At 67.7% G+C, this 16,733-nt stretch carries 18 protein-coding genes and 1 tRNA gene; 8 read left to right on the top strand and 11 right to left on the bottom strand.

The genetic code is table 11. The features are described 5' to 3' along the window. The first annotated feature begins 6 nt into the window (after positions 1-6). Together H0W40_RS15195 and H0W40_RS15190 are read left to right on the top strand one after the other, a co-directional pair. Positions 7-82, top strand: a tRNA-His gene (locus H0W40_RS15195). A 61-nt stretch (positions 83-143) separates the two neighbouring features. Continuing rightward, on the top strand, positions 144-1,391 hold the full coding sequence (locus H0W40_RS15190) for a nucleotide disphospho-sugar-binding domain-containing protein (protein WP_292447732.1): 1,248 nt from the start codon (positions 144-146) through the stop codon (positions 1,389-1,391). Between the two features lie 22 nt (positions 1,392-1,413). On the opposite strand, the gene H0W40_RS15185 is transcribed toward H0W40_RS15190, so the two are convergent. The 8 genes from H0W40_RS15185 to H0W40_RS15150 form a co-directional block, all read right to left on the bottom strand. Further along, the gene (locus H0W40_RS15185) at positions 1,414-1,725 is read right to left on the bottom strand and encodes a hypothetical protein (protein ID WP_292447730.1); all 312 of its coding nucleotides are present in this window, start codon (positions 1,723-1,725) and stop codon (positions 1,414-1,416) included. Between the two features lie 312 nt (positions 1,726-2,037). Beyond that, complete coding sequence (ureG, locus tag H0W40_RS15180; RefSeq protein WP_292447728.1) at positions 2,038-2,745, bottom strand: urease accessory protein UreG; 708 nt, start codon at positions 2,743-2,745, stop codon at positions 2,038-2,040. Positions 2,746-2,773: 28 nt separating this feature from the next. Beyond that, positions 2,774-3,484: an urease accessory protein UreF gene (locus H0W40_RS15175; protein ID WP_292447725.1), complete on the bottom strand. Its 711-nt coding sequence runs from the start codon at positions 3,482-3,484 to the stop codon at positions 2,774-2,776. Between the two features lie 8 nt (positions 3,485-3,492). After that, on the bottom strand, positions 3,493-4,125 hold the full coding sequence (ureE, locus tag H0W40_RS15170) for an urease accessory protein UreE (protein WP_292447723.1): 633 nt from the start codon (positions 4,123-4,125) through the stop codon (positions 3,493-3,495). 74 nt (positions 4,126-4,199) lie between these two features. Further along, positions 4,200-6,020 carry an urease subunit alpha gene (locus H0W40_RS15165; RefSeq protein ID WP_292447720.1) on the bottom strand — a complete coding sequence of 607 codons (1,821 nt, stop codon included), beginning with the start codon at positions 6,018-6,020 and terminating at the stop codon, positions 4,200-4,202. A gap of 88 nt (positions 6,021-6,108) precedes the next feature. Further along, on the bottom strand, positions 6,109-6,414 hold the full coding sequence (locus H0W40_RS15160) for an urease subunit beta (protein ID WP_292447740.1): 306 nt from the start codon (positions 6,412-6,414) through the stop codon (positions 6,109-6,111). A 2-nt stretch (positions 6,415-6,416) separates the two neighbouring features. Next, positions 6,417-6,584: a hypothetical protein gene (locus tag H0W40_RS15155; RefSeq protein ID WP_292447719.1), complete on the bottom strand. Its 168-nt coding sequence runs from the start codon at positions 6,582-6,584 to the stop codon at positions 6,417-6,419. A gap of 17 nt (positions 6,585-6,601) precedes the next feature. Next, on the bottom strand, positions 6,602-6,904 hold the full coding sequence (locus tag H0W40_RS15150) for an urease subunit gamma (RefSeq protein ID WP_292447717.1): 303 nt from the start codon (positions 6,902-6,904) through the stop codon (positions 6,602-6,604). 327 nt (positions 6,905-7,231) lie between these two features. Here H0W40_RS15150 and urtA point away from each other — a divergent pair, with 327 nt between their 5' ends. The 5 genes from urtA to urtE all read left to right on the top strand — a co-directional run bounded on the left by urtA (position 7,232) and on the right by urtE (position 13,397). Then, positions 7,232-8,497, top strand: coding sequence for an urea ABC transporter substrate-binding protein (gene urtA / locus H0W40_RS15145; protein ID WP_292447715.1), 1,266 nt, complete (start codon positions 7,232-7,234; stop codon positions 8,495-8,497). A gap of 233 nt (positions 8,498-8,730) precedes the next feature. Then, positions 8,731-10,329 carry an urea ABC transporter permease subunit UrtB gene (gene urtB / locus H0W40_RS15140; protein ID WP_292447738.1) on the top strand — a complete coding sequence of 533 codons (1,599 nt, stop codon included), beginning with the start codon at positions 8,731-8,733 and terminating at the stop codon, positions 10,327-10,329. A gap of 233 nt (positions 10,330-10,562) precedes the next feature. Further along, on the top strand, positions 10,563-11,708 hold the full coding sequence (gene urtC / locus H0W40_RS15135) for an urea ABC transporter permease subunit UrtC (protein WP_292447734.1): 1,146 nt from the start codon (positions 10,563-10,565) through the stop codon (positions 11,706-11,708). Beyond that, on the top strand, positions 11,705-12,589 hold the full coding sequence (gene urtD, locus H0W40_RS15130; RefSeq protein ID WP_292447712.1) for an urea ABC transporter ATP-binding protein UrtD: 885 nt from the start codon (positions 11,705-11,707) through the stop codon (positions 12,587-12,589). The genes urtC and urtD overlap by 4 nt, the downstream gene beginning before the upstream one ends. A 103-nt stretch (positions 12,590-12,692) precedes the next feature. Next, complete coding sequence (urtE, locus tag H0W40_RS15125) at positions 12,693-13,397, top strand: urea ABC transporter ATP-binding subunit UrtE (RefSeq protein ID WP_292447709.1); 705 nt, start codon at positions 12,693-12,695, stop codon at positions 13,395-13,397. Positions 13,398-13,462: 65 nt separating this feature from the next. Here urtE and H0W40_RS15120 read toward each other — a convergent pair whose 3' ends face one another. After that, positions 13,463-13,921, bottom strand: a complete 459-nt coding sequence (locus H0W40_RS15120; RefSeq protein WP_292447707.1) for a DUF3717 domain-containing protein — start codon at positions 13,919-13,921, stop codon at positions 13,463-13,465. Positions 13,922-14,030: 109 nt separating this feature from the next. Next, complete coding sequence (locus tag H0W40_RS15115) at positions 14,031-15,269, bottom strand: tryptophan--tRNA ligase (protein ID WP_292447706.1); 1,239 nt, start codon at positions 15,267-15,269, stop codon at positions 14,031-14,033. 201 nt (positions 15,270-15,470) lie between these two features. Between H0W40_RS15115 and purN the strand changes: the two genes are divergently transcribed. Next, positions 15,471-16,127 (top strand): phosphoribosylglycinamide formyltransferase, encoded by a 657-nt coding sequence (gene purN, locus H0W40_RS15110; RefSeq protein ID WP_292447702.1) that lies wholly within the window; start codon positions 15,471-15,473, stop codon positions 16,125-16,127. A gap of 121 nt (positions 16,128-16,248) precedes the next feature. Here the strand turns inward: purN and H0W40_RS15105 are convergent, their stop codons facing one another. Continuing rightward, positions 16,249-16,683 (bottom strand): universal stress protein, encoded by a 435-nt coding sequence (locus H0W40_RS15105; RefSeq protein WP_292447699.1) that lies wholly within the window; start codon positions 16,681-16,683, stop codon positions 16,249-16,251. Positions 16,684-16,733 lie beyond the last annotated feature (50 nt).

Below are 16,733 nucleotides of genomic sequence, written 5' to 3'. Positions count from 1 at the left end.
CCTGTGGTGGCTGTAGCTCAGTTGGTAGAGTCCAGGATTGTGATTCCTGTTGTCGTGGGTTCGAGCCCCATCAGCCACCCCACCCGAAGCCGTTGATCTCCAACGGCTTTTTTCATGCCCGCTCGGCCGACCACTTTCGCCGAATGCACGTCCTGATCTGCGCGGTTGGCAGCGCCGGCGATGTTTATCCCTTCATCGCCATCTCGCAAGCCCTGCTGGAGCGGGGGCACGAAGTGCAGATGCAGACTTCGTCTCGCTTTCGTGCTCCGGTCGAGCGAGCCGGCATCGGCTTTGTTCCCTTCGGCTCGACGGCCGACTACGAGCGTCTTGTGCAACTGCCGGATCTGTGGCATCCCCGGCGCGGGCTTCAGATCATTCTTCGCGAACTGCTCGACCGGCTGGCAGAATCGACTGCGGCGCTGGAGCAGCTGGTAAGGCCGAAAGAGACAGTGCTCATCGGCAGCACGCTGGCGTGGAACGTCCGACTGGTGCAAGAGCGTCTGGGTGTGCCGGGCGCGACCGTTCATCTGTCGCCGTCTTGCCTGGCCTCCGCGACGCTGCCGCCCGTGTTGCCGGGAGTGGGTGATTTGTCGTGGCTTCCCGGCTGGGCGGTGCGGCTTCTTCAATCGATCAGCGAACGCGTGCTGATCGATCCGGACATTGCCCCGGCCTTGAACCGCGTTCGTGCCGAACTGGGTTTGCAGCCCGTGCGCCGCGTGCTCAGCCGGTGGATGCACTCACCCGAGCTCGTGATCTGTGCCTGGCCCGAATGGTTCGCGCCCACGCAACCGGATTGGCCCGATCAGGCGGTGACGACGGGCTTTGCGCTGCTGCGGGAAGCGCAGCCGTCTCGGCTCGATCCGGCGCTCGCCGATTTCCTGGAGGCCGGGCCAATACCGATCGGCTTGACTCCGGGTTCCGCCATGGCGCATGGCAAGCTTTTCTTCGCCCGCGGCCTCGAGGCGTGCGCCACCCTCGGTCGCCGCGCGGTGCTCGTGACGCCGTATGCCGATCAGCTGCCGAGCCCTTTGCCCGACTGGGCGCACCACGCTGCCTATGCGCCGTTCGACGCGCTGCTGCCGCGGCTTGCCACGCTCGTTCACCATGGCGGCATCGGGACCTGCGCCGAAGCGCTTGCAGCGGGCGTGCCGCAAATCGTGGTGCCCTTTGCGCACGACCAATTCGACAATGCCGCGAGGCTCGAGCGGCTCGGCCTTGGCGTGACCCTGAAGGCGGTGTCGCCGGCGAGCCGTTGGGTTCGCGCTTTCGCACAAGCGCAGACCGGTGAGGCGGCTGCCATGGCGGCTGTCGCGGCCGAGCGCATGAACCACACCACGCAGAGCGTGCAGCAGATCGCGGATCGCATCGAGCGGCTCGGAACGCGCCCGTAGCCGGGCGACGAACAAGCCGGACTCAGCCGCCGCTGTTGTCGGCCTTGCTCTCGCTACTTTCCGGCGAACCGTCCGCGGTGCCGCCGTCTTGGGTGGTGCTCGATGAACCCTCGCGTTGGCCGGTGGACGAGCGCTTGCGAGCCGGTGGCTGATTGACGCCGCGCTCGGCGCCGCCGCCACTGCCCTGCGCGTCGCTCAGCCCTTGCGACGACGGACCGCCGAGGCGGGTCTCGGGGCGGGGTTCGGTGCTGGCACCGTCCTGGGAGCCGGGCAGGTGCTGACCGTCCGACACCTCGCTGGCTGTCGGCTCTTTGCCGCCGGACCGGGACCGCACTGCATCACTGCGGCCCGGCCGCGCATCGCCGGAGTGGTGTGGGTCGTTCAGATCGGTACGGCCAGGTGTTGAAACCGGTCCCGGCGGCGCGGTGTCGCCGGGTGCTGGGATCAAGGTGGATTTGGGTGGGTGGGTGGGTCATCGATCGCTTCTGCGCGTTGTGGCGAGTCCGTGGCATGCAGCGCGCGACACTCGATGTCGCGGCCGAACGGTCTTCAGGTGGCAATTGGCGTTCCTCGGCGCCGTACGGCTGCAGCGCCTGGGCAGGGAGCGGGGAGCACGACCAGACGCCGCTTCAGCCCGCGCAGTACTTCATGCGTCTGCGTCTGCGCTTGTGCCGGTGCCGGTGCCGGTGCCGGTGCCGGCCTCGCCGAGCATGCCGCGGCGTTCAATGAAGCTGACCACCTCGATCAGGCCCTCGCGCGTCTTGAGGTTGGTCATGACAAAGGGCTTCAAGCCGGCCGGACTCTGGCGCATGCGGCGGGTGTCGGCGGCCATGATCTCCAGATCGGCGCCGACATGCGGGGCGAGGTCTGTCTTGTTGATCACGAACAGGTCGCTCTTTGTGATGCCGGGCCCGCCCTTGCGAGGAATCTTTTCGCCGGCGGCCACGTCGATCACGTAGATCGTCAGGTCGCTGAGTTCCGGGCTGAAGGTGGCGGCGAGGTTGTCGCCGCCGCTTTCGATGAAGGCGATGTCGGCGTTCGGAAACCGCTCGAGCATGCGATCGAGCGCTTCGAGATTGATCGAGGCGTCTTCGCGGATGGCGGTGTGCGGGCAGCCGCCCGTTTCCACGCCCATGATGCGCTCCGCCTCGAGTGCGCCGGCCACCGTGAGCAGCCGCTGATCTTCCTTGGTGTAGATGTCGTTGGTGATGACGACCAGGTCGTAGCGCTCGCGCATCGTCTTGCACAGCAGTTCGACGAGCGTCGTCTTGCCGCTGCCGACCGGCCCACCCACGCCCACGCGCAGCGGCGGCAATCGCTTGGTTCGATTGGGGATGTCGTGCAGGGCGCTCATGGCGTTGCCTTTCCTTGTGTTGACGGGTTCAGGAGCGGAACAGGCGCGAGTATTGGGCTTCGTGCTGCGCCGACAGGATGGCGAGCATGGGCGTGAAGGCTTGCCGCCGGCCCTCGCTCAGCCGCAGCGCGGCGTCCACGGCCGGCGGAATCGCGTCGACCAAGGCAGCCAGCACGCGCTGCCCGGCGCTCTGGCCGAGTGGCACGGCCTTGAGCGCGGCCTGCACCATGTTTTCCGCCCAGCCGAAGGCAAAGGCCAAGCCGGCTTCGCGGGGTGTGGCTGCGGCCTGCTCGGCAGCCAGTGCGAAGGCGATCGGCCAGGTCGGGGCGGGTGACAGCGCAGCGAGTTGCTTCAGCCGCGGATCGTCGGGCGTGCGGTTGCGCAGCCATTCCAGCAGCGAGCGGCCCATTTGCTGGGTCTGCTGGCGCAGTTCGCGCGTCTCGCGGGTCGTGTCGATCCAGGCGTTGAGCTCGGTGACCGACTCTGCATCGCGCCGCCGCCATGCACCGAGCGCCTTGCCGACGACCGGCAGGTCGCTGTGGCCGAGGCTCATGTGCAACTGGTCGAGCAGCCAGGTGCGTGCCGATGCTTCGTCGCTCACATGGCCCGCCTCGACTGCCGGCTCCAATCCCTCGGAATAGCTGAAACCTCCGACGGGCAGGGCGGGCGAGGCCAGCCAGGCCAAGGTGAGCCATGTCGCGGCACTTGTCGGCGCGACCGGTCGGCTTACGCGCGGCATTGCAGTGATCAGTGCCCGTGGTCGTGCCCGCAGCCCGGACCGTGAACGTGCGGCACTGGCGCCGCCTGCACGGCGATACCGACCGGCCGGCCTCGGGCCGCAGCCGGCTTGGAGTCGTGACCGTAATCGCCGCTGTGCGCGTGCTGGTGCTCCTGAGCCTGCCCAGACGAGTGCCCGTGTGCGCCGCCGGCCGCATAGGCGCCGGCTTCGGGCTCGAACGGCGCCTGCGCTTCGGTCACCGTCAGGTGCATGGCCTGCAGCATCGCCGCGAGCACGTGGTCGGGTTCGAACTGCAGACGGTCGGGCTGCAGTTCGAGCGCGACGTGGCGATTTCCCAGGTGATAAGCGGCACGCATCAGGTCGAAGGGCGAGCCGTGCTCGGCGCAGGGGGTGACCTGCAGCACCGGCTGGGCGGCGGCGATCACGCGAAGCAGCGAGCCGTCTTCGGCCACCAGCACGTCGCCGCCGCGCAGCACCGTGCCGCGCGGCAGGAACACGCCGAGCGCGCGGCCCAGCGAGTCGGTCGCGTCGAAGCGGCTTTTCTGGCGCACGTCCCAGTCGAGCTCGACGGTGGCGGCGCGTCTCAGCAGCACCGGCGCGAGGCCGCGGCCGCCGGAGATGAGTTTGTTGAAGGTCAGCATGGCGGCATTGTCGAATGGCTGAGGAGTCGGTTGAACACGGGCGGCCTGTGGTCGCTGCGCCGCACGCGGAAGAGTCAGAACAGGAAATAGCGCTGCGCCATCGGTAGCACCACGGCCGGCTCGCAGGTGAGCAACTGGCCGTCGGCGCGCACCGCGTAGGTCTGGGGGTCGACCTCCATGCGAGGCAGCCATGCGTTGTGGATCATGTCGGTCTTCCTCACCGTGCGGCAACCGCGCACGGCCGCCAGCGACTTGCGCAGGCCGAGGTGTTCGCCGATGCCGGCGGCCAGCGCCGCCTGGCTCACGAAGCTGATCGAGCCGCGCGCCAGTGCGCCGCCGAAAGAACCGAACATCGGCCGCGAATGCACCGGCTGCGGCGTGGGGATGCTGGCGTTGGCATCGCCCATCAGCGCCTGAGCGATGAAACCGCCCTTGAGCACCAGGCTGGGCTTGACGCCGAAGAAGCCGGGCCGCCAGAGCACCAGGTCGGCCCACTTGCCGACCTCTACGCTGCCGACTTCGTGGGCGATGCCGTGGGCGAGCGCGGGGTTGATGGTGTATTTGGCGACGTAGCGTTTGGCGCGGAAGTTGTCGTTGCGATGGGAGTGCTGCCGCTGCGCGGGAGAGGGAGCTTGTCCGGCTGTCTCTCCTGTGCCGGCGGTATTGACTCCCTCTCCCGCCCCGCGAGAGAGGACGGAGGGTGAGGGCTGCAGCCAACCGCGCTGCACCTTCATCTTGTGCGCCGTCTGCCAGCAGCGAAGAACCACCTCACCGACCCGACCCATCGCCTGCGAGTCGGAGCTGAAGATCGAGATCGCCCCCAGATCGTGCAGCACATCCTCCGCCGCAATGGTCTCGCGGCGGATGCGGCTCTCGGCGAAGGCCAGATCCTCGGCGATCGACGCATCGAGGTGGTGGCACACCATCAGCATGTCCAGATGCTCGTCGATGGTGTTGACGGTGTAGGGCCGGGTGGGGTTGGTGGAGGAGGGCAGCACGTTGGCTTCGCCCACCACCTTGAGGATGTCCGGCGCATGACCGCCGCCTGCGCCTTCGGTGTGAAAGCTGTGGATGGTGCGGCCCTTGAAGGCCGCAATGGTGTCTTCGACGAAACCGCTCTCGTTGAGCGTGTCGGTGTGGATCGCCACCTGCGTGTCGGCCTCTTCGGCCACGCTCAGGCAACAGTCGATCGCTGCCGGCGTGGTGCCCCAGTCCTCGTGCAGCTTCAGCCCGATGGCACCGGCCTCGACCTGCTGGCGCAGGGCCTCGGGCCGGCTGGCGTTGCCCTTGCCCATGAAGCCCAGGTTCATGGGGAAGGCCTCGGCCGCGCGCAGCATCTGGGCGATGTTCTCCGGCCCCGGCGTGCAGGTGGTCGCGAAGGTGCCGGTGGCAGGCCCCGTGCCGCCGCCGAGCATGGTGGTGATGCCGCTCGCCAGTGCCTCCTCGATCTGCTGCGGGCAGATGAAGTGGATATGGCTGTCGATCCCGCCGGCGGTGACGATCATGCCTTCGGCCGCGATGATCTCGGTGCCCGGGCCGATGACGATATCGACCCCCGGCTGCACGTCGGGGTTGCCAGCCTTGCCGATCGCGCAGATGCGCTGGCCGCGCAGGCCGATGTCGGCCTTGACGATGCCCCAGTGGTCGAGGATGAGTGCGTTGGTGATGACGCAATCGACCGCATCGTTCGGTCCCGGGCCGTTAGCGCGCTGCGACTGGCCCATGCCGTCGCGGATGGTCTTGCCGCCGCCGAACTTCACTTCCTCACCGTAGCCGCCGGCGCGCAGCGTGTGGTCGGCTTCGACTTCGATGATGAGTTCGGTGTCGGCAAGGCGGACCCGGTCGCCGACCGTGGGGCCGTACATCTCGGCATACGCGCGGCGACCGATGGTCATGACGACGCCTCAGCCACGCCGTAGCGCTCCCGGTCATTCGAGGGAATGTTCATCTGCCCTAAGCAGCAAGACGCTGCGCTCGCCGCCATCACAGCGCTCCCTGCACGAGGCCGCGAAAACCGAACACCCGTCGCGCGCCCGCGTAGTCGACCAGTTCGATCGTGCGCTGCTGGCCGGGCTCGAAGCGCAACGCCGTGCCGGAGGCGATGTTCAAGCGCATGCCGCGCGCGGCAACGCGGTCGAAGCGCAGCGCGCCGTTGGTCTCGGCGAAGTGGTAGTGAGAACCCACCTGGATCGGCCGATCGCCGCCATTGGCCACCACCAAAACAAGTGTGCGGCGGCCCGGGTTGAGCGCATGGTCGGGGCCGTCGGTGAACAGCTCGCCCGGCACCATGCTCACTTGCCTCGCAAAAGCCACAGCGCCACGCCGACGCCCACGGCAAGGGCCAGCAGGCCGAGCGCATCGCCGGCATGCGCGTGCCACTCGGCTTCGATGCCATGGCCGGGGTGGGCTGCTGCGACCGCCGGCGTCAGGGCGGCGGCGAGGAAAGCGAGCTTGTGCATGGTGTTGTCTCCTTCGTTCAGGGAATCGGTTGGTGCACTGTCACCAGTTTGGTGCCGTCGGGGAAAGTGGCCTCGACCTGGATGTCGGGAACCAGTTCCGCCACGCCCTCCATCACGTCGTTGCGCGCAAGCACCTGCCGGCCCTCGCTCATGAGTTGCGCCACGCTCTTGCCGTCGCGTGCACCTTCGAGGATGGCCGCGCTGATCAGGGCGATGGCCTCCGGCACATTGAGCTTCACACCGCGCGCCTTGCGCCGCTCGGCCAGCAGCGCGGCGGTGAAGAGCAGCAGCTTGTCTTTCTCGCGCGGGAGCAGGTCCATGGGTGTCTTTCCAACAGAGGCTGGTCATCGGGATCGGCGTTGCGTCTTGCAAGCCGCGTGCCCCGGCTTGGAGCGGCTGTGCTCGTTTGCAGGGCTCACCGGCGAGCTTAGCTGCACCGGCAGCGTGCGGTTAGGCGCCGCAATGGTGTGCCCGCCCTGTTGTCGTGCGAGCCAGGTGCATCGGCGCCGATAAAGGAAGCCCTCCGTGCAACGCGCGGCAGTGTTCCCTTTGTGAGCGGCCCTGCGGAGATTGCTCGTCCGCTTCCTCGTTCGGATGCTTTGGCACAAGCCTTGCAAAACCGTATGCACTCAACCGAAGGGGAAACCATGAACCGTCGAATCGCGCTCCAGGCCACCGCCGCCTCACTGCTTGCAGCCGGCCTTTGCACACCGGCTGCCTTTGCGGCCGACACCATCAAGGTCGGTGTGCTGCACTCGCTCTCCGGCACGATGGCGATTTCGGAAACGGTGCTCAAGGATGTTGCCCTGATGACGATCGAGGAGATCAACGCGCAGGGCGGCGTGATGGGCAAGAAGCTCGAGCCGGTGGTGGTGGACCCCGCATCGAACTGGCCGCTCTTCGCCGAGAAGGCCCGCCAGCTCATCGGGCAGGACAAGGTCGCCGCCACCTTCGGCTGTTGGACCAGCGTGTCGCGCAAATCGGTGTTGCCGGTGTTCGAGGAGCTCAACGGGCTTTTGTTCTACCCGGTGCAGTACGAGGGCGAAGAGCTCAGCAAGAACGTCTTCTACACCGGCGCGGCGCCCAACCAGCAGGCCATTCCGGCCGTGGAATACCTCATGAGCAAGGACGGCGGCGCGGCCAAGCGCTGGGTGCTCCTCGGCACCGACTACGTCTACCCGCGCACCACCAACAAGATCCTGCGTGCTTTCCTGCAGAGCAAGGGCGTGGCCGACGCCGACATCATGGAGGCCTACACACCCTTCGGCCACTCGGACTACCAGACCATCATCGGCGACATCAAGAAGTTCGCCTCGCAGGGCAAGAGGACGGCCGTGGTCTCGACCATCAACGGCGACTCCAACGTGCCCTTCTACAAGGAGCTCGGCAACCAGGGCCTGAAGGCGACCGACGTGCCGGTGGTGGCGTTCTCCGTCGGCGAGGAAGAACTGCGCGGTGTGGACACCAAGCCGCTGGTCGGCCACCTCGCCGCCTGGAACTACTTCATGAGCGTGCCGGGCGCGGCCAACAAGGAGTTCAAGGACAAGTGGGCCGCCTACGCCAAGGCGAAGAATTTGCCGGGCGCCGACAAGCCGCTCACCAACGACCCGATGGAAGCCACCTACATCGGCATCCACATGTGGAAGCAGGCGGTCGAGAAGGCCAAGAGCACCGAGACCGACAAGGTGATCGCCGCCATGGCCGGGCAGACCTTCAAGGCGCCGAGCGGCTTCGTGGCGAAGATGGACGAGAAGAACCACCACCTGCACAAGCCGGTGTTCATCGGCGAGATCAAGGCCGACGGCCAGTTCAATGTGGTGTGGAAGACGAAGGGCCCCATCCAGGCCAAGCCCTGGAGCCCCTACATCCAGGGCAACAGCGCCAAGAAGGACGAGCCCGAAAAGAAGATGTGAATCGGGTGGTCTTGCTTCCTCGCCCCTCTGGGGAGAGGGTTGGGGTGAGGAGCCGGCGGGATCACGAAGGCGTTGCTGCTTGCGCGGCCACGACCCTCACCCCAGCCCTCTCCCTTGCCAGGGAGAGGGGGCAACTCAATCTCCCTTTGATTTCTCGCCGCTTGTTGTTGCCTCGAGCGAGGTGAGTAGGTACAGGCGGCGGGCGTTTTGCCACACCAGGAGTGTCTTCAGTGATCTCGCGCCGCGGGCTGAGTTTCTTCGTCTTTATCCTGGCCTCGTGCCTGGTTACCGGCGCCCACGCCCTCACGCCTTGCCAGGCCCACGCCATCGCCACCGGCGACAGCGACTCGCGTATTGCGGCGCTTCAGGCTGCGCTGACCGCGGGTGATGAGCGCGTGCCGGTGCTGGTGGGCGCCCTGCTAGAAGGCGCCGTCAAGGTCGATGCCGAGCGTGCCTACATCGTGCGGGGCGAAGAGGTCGTGGAGGCCGGCACCGGCGAGGCCGCCAGCCTGCCGGACGACGCGGAGGACGCGATCAACAACAACCGCATGCGCGGCGAGCTCGAGGCGGCGCTTGCTGCGCTGGGCTTGTTCTCGGCCGACATCTCCGAGCGCCGCGCCGCCCTCGGCACACTGGTCGGCAACATCGACGAGAGCAAGCTGCCCTTGCTGGACAAGGCACTCGCCGCCGAGACCGATGCCTCGCTGCGGACCGAAATCGAGTTGCTTCGCGCTGTGGCGCTGGTGACTTCCGGCTCGGTGGCGCAGCGCCTGGCCGCCGCGCAGGCACTTGCCGCCGGTGATCAGGCCAGCACGCGCGCGCTGTTGCTCGACCGGCTGAAACCTGCCGCACAAGGCGGCGAAAACGACCCGGCCGTGCGCAAGGCACTGAACCGCGCGGTCGATGCGATCGGCTCGCGCCTGGCCTGGGGCGAGCGGCTCGGCGTGGTGTTCACCGGCTTGAGCCTGGGCAGCATCCTGCTGCTGGCCGCGCTGGGCCTGGCGGTCACCTATGGCCTGATGGGCGTGATCAACATGGCGCATGGCGAGCTGATCATGATCGGCGCCTATGCCACCTGGGGTGTGCAGAACCTGTTTCGGGCGCACGCGCCGGACTGGTTCGACAGCTATGTGCTGGTCGCGATCCCGGTCGCCTTTCTGGCCTCGGCTGCAGTCGGCGCGCTCATGGAGCGCAGCGTCATCCGCTGGCTTTACGGCCGCCCGCTGGAAACGCTGCTGGCCACCTGGGGCATCAGCCTGGTGCTGATGCAAACCGTGCGTTCGCTGTTCGGTGCACAGAACGTGCCGGTCGAGAACCCGTCGTGGCTGTCGGGCGGCATCCAGGTGATGAGCAATCTCACGCTGCCCTGGAACCGCATCTTCATCATCGCCTTCGCGCTGCTGGTGCTGGCCGGCATGGCGCTGGTGATCGCGCGCACGCGGCTGGGCCTGTTCGTGCGCAGCGTGACGCAGAACCGGCCGATGGCGGCGTGCATGGGTGTGGATACCGCGAAGGTCGACACGCTTGCCTTCTCGCTCGGCGCCGGTGTCGCGGGCCTGGCCGGCTGTGCGCTCAGCCAGGTCGGCAACGTGGGGCCGGACCTGGGGCAGGGCTACATCGTCGACAGCTTCATGGTGGTGGTGCTGGGCGGGGTGGGGCAGTTGGCCGGCACGGTGTATGCGGCGCTCGGGCTGGGTGTGGTCAACAAGCTGCTGGAAGGCTGGCAGGGCGCGGTGCTGGCCAAGATCATGGTGCTGGTGTTCATCGTGATCTTCATTCAGAAGCGGCCGCAGGGGTTGTTTGCAATCAAGGGGCGGAGCGTGGAGGCATGAGTGCAGTCGTTCCGGGCGGGCGCCCCCTCACCCCAACCCTCTCCCCCGTGTCCGGGGGAGAGGGAGCCAAGCCAGTGCTCGCGTCCACGGGAGGCGGCTTGGAAGAGGGGCGCCGTGCGCAAGAAGGCCAGGCAAGCAGAGCCGGATCGCTCCCTCTCCCGCTCGCGGGAGAGGGCTGGGGGCGAGGTGGGTCTTTCGAGCCGCATGCGGCGAGCCCGCCGAGCGGCAGCGGCCTGCAAGCCGCTGCGCGCACCGCAGGTGAGGGTCGTCGCACGCGCCGCTGGACCGGCGTCCTCATCGCCCTCATCGCCGTCACGATCCTCGCCCCGCTCCTCAACCTTGCCGTCCCGCCCGACAGCGCCTTGCACCTCAGCGACTACGCCGTCGGCCTCATCGCCAAGATCATGTGCTTCGCCATCTGCGCGCTGGCAATGGACCTCGTGTGGGGCTACACCGGCATCCTCTCGCTCGGCCACGGCCTGTTCTTCGCGCTGGGCGGCTACGCGATGGGCATGTACCTCATGCGCCAGATCGGGCTGGACGGCAACTACCAATCGGCGCTGCCCGACTTCATGGTCTTCCTCGACTGGAAGGAGTTGCCCTGGCACTGGGCGCTCAGCGACTCCTTCCTCGCCACGCTCGTGCTCATCGTCGCGGTGCCGGGCGCGGTGGCCTTCGTGTTCGGCTACTTCGCGTTCCGTTCGCGCATCAAAGGCGTGTACTTTTCGATCATCACGCAGGCGCTCACCTTCGCCGCGATGTTGCTGTTCTTCCGCAACGAGACCGGCTTCGGCGGCAACAACGGCTTCACCGACTTCAAGCGGATCGTCGGTGTGCCGATCGCGCAGCCCGACACGCGCATGGTGCTGTTCGTGATCACGGGCCTCACGCTGATCGGCTGCTTCGTGTTCGCCCGCTGGCTGGTCGCCACGCGCTTCGGCCGCGTGCTGCAGGCGGTGCGCGACGCCGAGAACCGCGTCATGTTCTGCGGCTACGACCCGCTTTGGTACAAGCTCGCGATCTGGACACTCTCGGCCATGATCTGCGGCGTGGCCGGTGCGCTCTACGTGCCGCAGGTCGGCATCATCAATCCGGGCGAGATGTCGCCGGCGGCCGGCATCGAGATGGCGATCTGGACGGCAGTGGGCGGGCGCGCCACGCTCATCGGCCCGATCGTCGGCGCCTTCTTCGTCAACGGTGCGAAGAGCTGGTTCACGCAGGCGTTTCCGGAGGTCTGGCTGTACTTTCTCGGTGCGCTCTTCATCGCAGTGACGCTGTTCCTGCCGCAAGGCATCGTGGGGCTTTTCCGCCGTCTTTCGGGCGGTGAAGGCGGAGGCTGGCGGCGCGTGCTGGGGCGCTTGCGCGGGACCACGCCATGACGCCTGAGCTGCTGCAAGCCGGCGCCCGTGCGCGCCAGCGCCATGAAGCGCCACGGCGAGATGGTCCCTCGGGCGGGCGAGCCGCCAGCTATGGCCGCGTGGTCGAGCCCGGGACGCTCGACGTCGCGCACGGCGCCATCCTCTACCTCGAAGACATCACGGTGAGCTTCGACGGCTTCAAGGCGCTCGACGCGCTCACGCTCGACATCGCCGCTGGCGAACTGCGCTGCATCATCGGGCCCAACGGCGCGGGCAAGACGACGATGATGGACGTGATCACCGGCAAGACGCGGCCCGACGCGGGGCGTGCGTTCTTCGGCTCCACGGTCGATCTGCTGCGCCACTCGGAGAGCGAGGTCGCGCGCCTGGGCATCGGGCGCAAGTTCCAAAAGCCCAGCGTATTCGAGCAGCTCAGCGTTTACGAGAACTTGGAGCTCGCGCTCAAGACAGACCGCCGCGTGCGCGCTGCCGTGTGGGCGCAGCTCTCAGGCGCGCAGCGCGAGCGCATCGAATTTGTACTCGAGCGGATCCAACTGAAGGCAGAGGCGAGACGCCCGGCCGGGCTGCTTTCGCACGGCCAGAAGCAATGGCTGGAGATCGGCATGCTGCTCATGCAAGACCCGAAGCTCCTGCTACTCGACGAGCCCGTGGCCGGCATGACCGACGAGGAAACCGAGCGCACGGCCGAGCTGTTTCTCTCGCTGCAGGGCGAGCATTCGCTGGTGGTGGTGGAGCACGACATGAGCTTCATCGACGCACTCACGCGCGACGACCCGCAACGCAAGGTGACCGTGCTGCACGAGGGCCGCGTGCTGGCCGAGGGATCGCTCGCCCAGGTGCAGGCCGACGACAAGGTCGTCGAGGTCTATCTCGGGAGATGAGAGATGAACGCTCGGTGTGCTCGCCTGAAAGCGCCCCAGGCCGCCAATGAAGTCTTCCTCTCTCCTTAGAACAGAGCAACCGCACTCTCATCCTTCATCGAACATGCTTCAGATCGAAGACCTGCACCAGTACTACGGCGGCTCGCACATCCTGCGCGGCGTGCACCTGCAGGCCGCTCCCGGCGAAGTAACCGTGGTGCTGGGCCGCAACGGCGTCGGCAAGACCACCTTGCTCAAGAGCCTGATGGGCCTGGCGGCGGTGCGCAGCGGCAAGGTGCGCCTCGGCGGCGCCGACGTGACGCGTGCGGCGCCCTATATCCGCGCCCGCCAGGGCATGGGCTATGTGCCGCAGGGCCGGGAAATCTTTGCAAGGCTCACCGTCGGCGAGAACCTGCAGATGGGCCTGGCCGGCAAGCCGGTCGGCACGAAACTGCCGCCGGTGCTGTTCGAGCTGTTCCCCGTGCTGGCCAGCATGATCAACCGCCGTGGCGGCGATCTCTCCGGCGGGCAGCAGCAGCAGCTTGCCATTGCGCGGGCGTTGGCGGCCGGACCTCGACTACTCATCCTCGACGAGCCCACCGAAGGCATCCAGCCCAGCGTCATCAAGGATATCGGTCGCGTGATCAAGCGCCTGGCGAAAGCCGGTCTCGACGGCAAGCCGATGGGCATCGTGCTGGTCGAGCAGTACTACGACTTCGCGGCCGAACTGGCCGACCGCTACGTCGTCATGGAGCGCGGGGCCGTGGTTCAAAGCGGCCGCGGTTCAGACATGGCCGCGGACGGCGTGCGGGCGCGGATGTCGATCTGATTTTCTGCTCGCCTTCCCTCGAGGCGGGTTGTATTTCACCCTTTCGCTCGAGAAGAGGGCCGGGGTCAGTGCTGCGCTGTCTGCGTCGAAACCACCGAGGTAGCCGCTTGGGCCTGCTGCGCCTCCCGCGCGCGCTCCGCATAACGGTTGAAGCGCCACGCCGTGCCTTCCAAGGTGATCCGCCGCCAGGCGCTGCGCTTCTCCCCGGGGGTCATCGCAGTCCAGTGCTGCACTTCGCCTTCGGTGCGCCCGCAACCCTTGCACACGGCGTCGCCCTGGCTGGTGGAGCAGATGGCGATACACGGCGCGTCGGGCATGGTGGCGTACCAGGCCAGCCAGGCGGCCTTCGCCTTGGCCGGCATGCTGTTCTCGTCGCACTCCGACTCGCGGTAGTAGACGAGCAGCGCGTAGACCTCGGCCAGTGCGCGCACTTGCGGACAGGCGGTGATGCCGTCCGGCGAGGGCGAACGCTCGCGCCACCAGTTGATGGCGGATTCAATGTCGGTGATGTGGATGCCGGCCATGAAAGCGAAGCGGAATCGATTGCGTGCGGAGGGGGGACTGCCGAGAGCGTCTGGAGCATGGACGCCGAAGGCGCCGAGCGGCGCGCACCGGCGCCTTGCCCTGGCTCGCTCAATAGGCAAGCCCCATCGCTTCGCGCACGTCGTGCATGGTTTCGCGCGCGACCGTGCGGGCCCGCTCGGTGCCCACCTCGACCAGCCAGTGCACGCGTTTCGGGTCGCTCAGGTAAGGCTCGGCGCGCTCGCGCCAGGGCTGCTGCTCGGCCTTGATGGCGTCGATCACCGGCTGCTTGCAATCCAGGCAGCCGATGCCGGCCGTGGTGCAGCCCTGCCACACCCAGGCCTTGACCTCGTCGTTCGAATAGACCTGATGGAACTGCCACACCGGGCAGTGCTCCGGGTTTCCGACGTCGGTGCGGCGCACGCGTTGCGGATCGGTCGGCATCTTGCGGATCTTGCGCTCCACCTCGGCCGGCTCCTCGCGCATGGCGATGGTGTTGCCGTAGCTCTTGCTCATCTTCTCGCCGTCCAGGCCGGGCAGCTTGCTCACCTCCGTAAGCAGTACCTGCGGCTCCGGCAGCACCGTCTTGCCGCTGCCGCGCAGATGGCCCGCGAGCAGTTCGCCGTCGTCGCTGGTCCAGCCGGCGACCGCGCCCGCCGCTCGTGCGAGCAGTGCCTCGGCCTTGGCCAGCGCCTCGGCCGCGCCGGTTTCGCCGTACGCCTTGCGCTGTTTCTCGAAATAGCGCGCGTCGTCCTTGCCGAGCTTGGCGAGCGCGGCGGCGATCTGCGTCTCGAAGTCGGCGCTGCGCCCATACAGGTGGTTGAAGCGGCGCGCCACCTCGCGGGTGATCTCCACGTGCGGCGCCTGGTCCTCGCCCACCGGCACGAAGGCGGCCTTATAGATCAGGATGTCGGCGGCCTGCAGCAGCGGATAGCCGAGGAAGCCGTAGGTCGCGAGGTCGCGGTCCTTGAGTTTTTCGATCTGATCCTTGTAGGTGGGCATGCGCTCGAGCCAGCCCAGCGGCGTGCCCATGGCCAGCAGCGTGAACAGCTCGGCATGTTCCGGAAGCCGCGACTGAATGAAGAGCGTGCATTGCTCGGGATCGATGCCGGCGGCGAGCCAGTCGATCACCATGTCGTAGACGTTCTTCTCGATGACTTCGCGGCTCTGGTAATGCGTCGTCAGCGCATGCCAGTCGGCCACGAAATAGAAGCACTCGTAGGCGGCCTGCAGCCGAACCCAGTTCTTCAGTGCGCCGTGGTAGTGGCCCAGGTGCAGTGCGCCGGTGGGGCGCATGCCGGAAAGCACGCGCTGGGGCGGCCGGGCGCCGGAGACGGCTTGTGTTGTCATGGTGGAGGAGTGCGCGGAGCGGCAGGGAGCGGCGGGCCGTGCGCGACGGGGAGCCGGCCGGTTTTCGAGAAGGGATTCTAGGGGCCGCCCCTCGGGATTCGCCGTGCATGGCGGCGGCGGACAACTGACCTGCGTCGGGCGTTGGGTGGCGGCTCGCTCCACCAAGAGGCGCGGTTCACAGCGCGCCTACACTGCCCGCCGATGAAGCGCATCGTGTTCCTCATTTCCGGCCGCGGTTCCAACATGGCGGCGATCGTGCGGGCCTGCGCGAGCGAGCGCTGGCCGGCGACGGTTGCGGCGGTGATCAGCCACCGCCCGGGCGCGGCGGGCCTGGCCTTTGCAGCCGGGCGCGGCATTGCCACTGCCACGCTGGATCACCGCGCGTTCGCCGATCGCGAGGCCTTCGATGCCGCGCTGGCGCAGGCGATCGATGCGCACGCGCCCGACGTGGTGGTGCTCGCTGGCTTCATGCGCATCCTCACGCCGGGTTTCGTGCAGCGTTACGCGGGCCGGTTGGTCAATATCCATCCTTCGCTCCTACCGGTGTTCCCCGGCCTGCACACGCACCGCCGGGCGTTGGAGGCGGGCTGCAAGCTGGCGGGCGCGACGGTGCATTTCGTGACGGCGGAGCTCGACCACGGACCGATCATTGCCCAGGGCGTCGTGCCGGTGCTGCCGCACGATACCGAGGAGCGTCTGGCCGAGCGCGTTCTGGCGGTCGAGCACCGGCTGTATCCGCTGGCGGTTCGCTGGATCGTCGAGGACGCGCTGAGCGTTGCGGGCGGTGTGGTGCTGCACCGGGATGGCGCGGCGCAATGGCTGGGGTCGCTCGACCAGAGCGCCGGGTCACCGGGCTGAGCGGCGCCAGACGACGCCGGCTCGCCCGCTCGCCCGCCTGCCGTGGCGGCGATTCGGGTCGCCTGGCGCCGTGCCGTCGCGCGAGCTCGACGCGCAGAGCACCCCGCGGCGCTGCGCGCTCTTACCGCACGACCAGCACGGCAACGCTGCTGTGCGTCAGCACCTTCTGCGTCTCGCTGCCGAGCAGCAGGGCACGCATGCCGCGGCGGCCGTGCGAGGCCATCACGATCAGGTCGCAACCGTGCTGCCTGGCGTGCTCGATGATGGCTTCGTACGGGTGCGAGGCTTCCACCGTGGCGGCGTCGCAGGTCAGCCCGGCCGCTTCGCAGGTCGCCACCACCTGCTGCACCCGCTGCTGCGCGATGCGCTCCTGCGCCTCGAAGTACTCCTGCGGCGCGATCGGCTGAATCTCGCTGATCGCGCTGTAAGGGAAGGGCTCCTTGGCGCTGAGCGTTCGAATGCGCGAGCCGAGCGCTTGCGCCAGCGTGATGGCGGTTGTGACCGCCTTGCCGGTCACGTCGCTGCCGTCGGTCGGCACGAGGATGCATTTGTACATGGCGTCCCTCCGGATCGAATGCGGCGGGGCGGCACGCCCTCGCCGGTCTG

The sequence above is a fragment of the Methylibium sp. genome (assembly GCF_013817345.1).
GTDB lineage: Bacteria > Pseudomonadota > Gammaproteobacteria > Burkholderiales > Burkholderiaceae_C > Methylibium.
The sequence above is the reverse complement of the archived record's forward strand: the minus strand, read 5'-3'. Positions and strand labels throughout refer to the sequence as shown.

What these genes read in the sequence shown, in the direction of transcription:
- H0W40_RS15190 (WP_292447732.1), top strand. Translation starts at nt 144, where the DNA reads ATGCACGTCCTGATCTGCGCGGTTGGCAGCGCCGGCGATGTTTATCCC.
- ureG (WP_292447728.1), bottom strand. Translation starts at nt 2,745, where the DNA reads ATGAGCGCCCTGCACGACATCCCCAATCGAACCAAGCGATTGCCGCCG.
- H0W40_RS15175 (WP_292447725.1), bottom strand. Translation starts at nt 3,484, where the DNA reads ATGCCGCGCGTAAGCCGACCGGTCGCGCCGACAAGTGCCGCGACATGG.
- ureE (WP_292447723.1), bottom strand. Translation starts at nt 4,125, where the DNA reads ATGCTGACCTTCAACAAACTCATCTCCGGCGGCCGCGGCCTCGCGCCG.
- H0W40_RS15165 (WP_292447720.1), bottom strand. Translation starts at nt 6,020, where the DNA reads ATGACCATCGGTCGCCGCGCGTATGCCGAGATGTACGGCCCCACGGTC.
- H0W40_RS15160 (WP_292447740.1), bottom strand. Translation starts at nt 6,414, where the DNA reads ATGGTGCCGGGCGAGCTGTTCACCGACGGCCCCGACCATGCGCTCAAC.
- H0W40_RS15155 (WP_292447719.1), bottom strand. Translation starts at nt 6,584, where the DNA reads ATGCACAAGCTCGCTTTCCTCGCCGCCGCCCTGACGCCGGCGGTCGCA.
- H0W40_RS15150 (WP_292447717.1), bottom strand. Translation starts at nt 6,904, where the DNA reads ATGGACCTGCTCCCGCGCGAGAAAGACAAGCTGCTGCTCTTCACCGCC.
- urtA (WP_292447715.1), top strand. Translation starts at nt 7,232, where the DNA reads ATGAACCGTCGAATCGCGCTCCAGGCCACCGCCGCCTCACTGCTTGCA.
- urtD (WP_292447712.1), top strand. Translation starts at nt 11,705, where the DNA reads ATGACGCCTGAGCTGCTGCAAGCCGGCGCCCGTGCGCGCCAGCGCCAT.
- urtE (WP_292447709.1), top strand. Translation starts at nt 12,693, where the DNA reads ATGCTTCAGATCGAAGACCTGCACCAGTACTACGGCGGCTCGCACATC.
- H0W40_RS15120 (WP_292447707.1), bottom strand. Translation starts at nt 13,921, where the DNA reads ATGGCCGGCATCCACATCACCGACATTGAATCCGCCATCAACTGGTGG.
- H0W40_RS15115 (WP_292447706.1), bottom strand. Translation starts at nt 15,269, where the DNA reads ATGACAACACAAGCCGTCTCCGGCGCCCGGCCGCCCCAGCGCGTGCTT.
- purN (WP_292447702.1), top strand. Translation starts at nt 15,471, where the DNA reads ATGAAGCGCATCGTGTTCCTCATTTCCGGCCGCGGTTCCAACATGGCG.
- H0W40_RS15105 (WP_292447699.1), bottom strand. Translation starts at nt 16,683, where the DNA reads ATGTACAAATGCATCCTCGTGCCGACCGACGGCAGCGACGTGACCGGC.